Here is a 1,105-nt window from a genome sequence, read left to right on the forward strand (position 1 = left end):
GGCTCTATAATATTTGTAGTGGGTAAATCCCCTATGGATATTATGGAGCCTATTTTGTTGTAGAAAAAAAGTCCCATAAGATCTATAATGAAAAGCGACAAAACAACTCATTAGAAAGATTCATATGGAACAATTACATTTTATCACAAAACTACTCGATATCAAAGACCCTAATATCCAATTTATAGATATCATCAATAGGGATACACACAAAGAAATCATCGCCAAACTGGACTACAATGCTCCATCTTGCCCTGAGTGCGGAAGTCAAATGAAGAAATATGATTTTCAAAAACCGTCTAAGATCCCTTACCTCGAAACGACTGGTATGCCTACTAGAATTCTACTTAAAAAGCGTCGTTTCAAGTGCTATCACTGTTCAAAAATGATGGTCGCTGAAACTTCTATCGTCAAGAAGAATCACCAAATTCCTCGTATTATCAACCAAAAAATTGCGCAAAAGTTGATTGAAAAGACTTCTATGACCGATATTGCTCATCAGTTAGCCATTTCAACATCAACTGTTATTCGCAAGCTTAATGACTTCCGTTTTAAGCCTGATTTTTCGTACCTCCCTGAGATTATGTCTTGGGACGAGTATGCCTTTACTAAGGGAAAGATGAGTTTTATTGCTCAAAATTTTGATAATCTTAATATCATCACTGTTCTTGAAGGAAGAACACAAGCTATCATCCGGAATCACTTTCTTCGCTACGATAGAGCCGTGCGCTGTCAGGTGAAAATCATTACTATGGATATGTTTAGCCCTTACTATGACTTGGCTAAACAGCTTTTTCCAAACGCTAAAATCGTGTTGGATCGTTTCCATATTGTCCAACACATGAGCCGTGCTATGAGTCGTATGCGTGTCCAAATCATGAATCAGTTTCATCGAAAATCTCATGAATACAAGGCTACCAAGCGCTACTGGAAACTCATCCAACAAGATAGCCGTAAACTGAGTGATAAGCGATTTTATCGCCCTACTTTTCGCATGCACTTAACCAATAAAGAGATTTTAGACAAGCTTTTGAGCTATTCAGAAGACTTGAAACACCACTACAATGTCTATCAGCTCTTACTCTTTCACTTTCAGAACAAGGAG

1 protein-coding gene is annotated in these 1,105 nt (G+C 37.6%); it reads left to right on the top strand.

Annotated elements, in window-relative coordinates:
- Window positions 1-124: 124 nt before the first annotated feature.
- The coding region (locus ACLNCV_RS09780) for an ISL3 family transposase (RefSeq protein ID WP_424845159.1) at window positions 125-1,105 on the top strand (981 nt) is incomplete at its 3' end.

The sequence above is a fragment of the Streptococcus sp. CL5.50 genome, assembly GCF_049738015.1.
In the GTDB taxonomy this organism is placed as follows: domain Bacteria; phylum Bacillota; class Bacilli; order Lactobacillales; family Streptococcaceae; genus Streptococcus; species Streptococcus mitis_CA.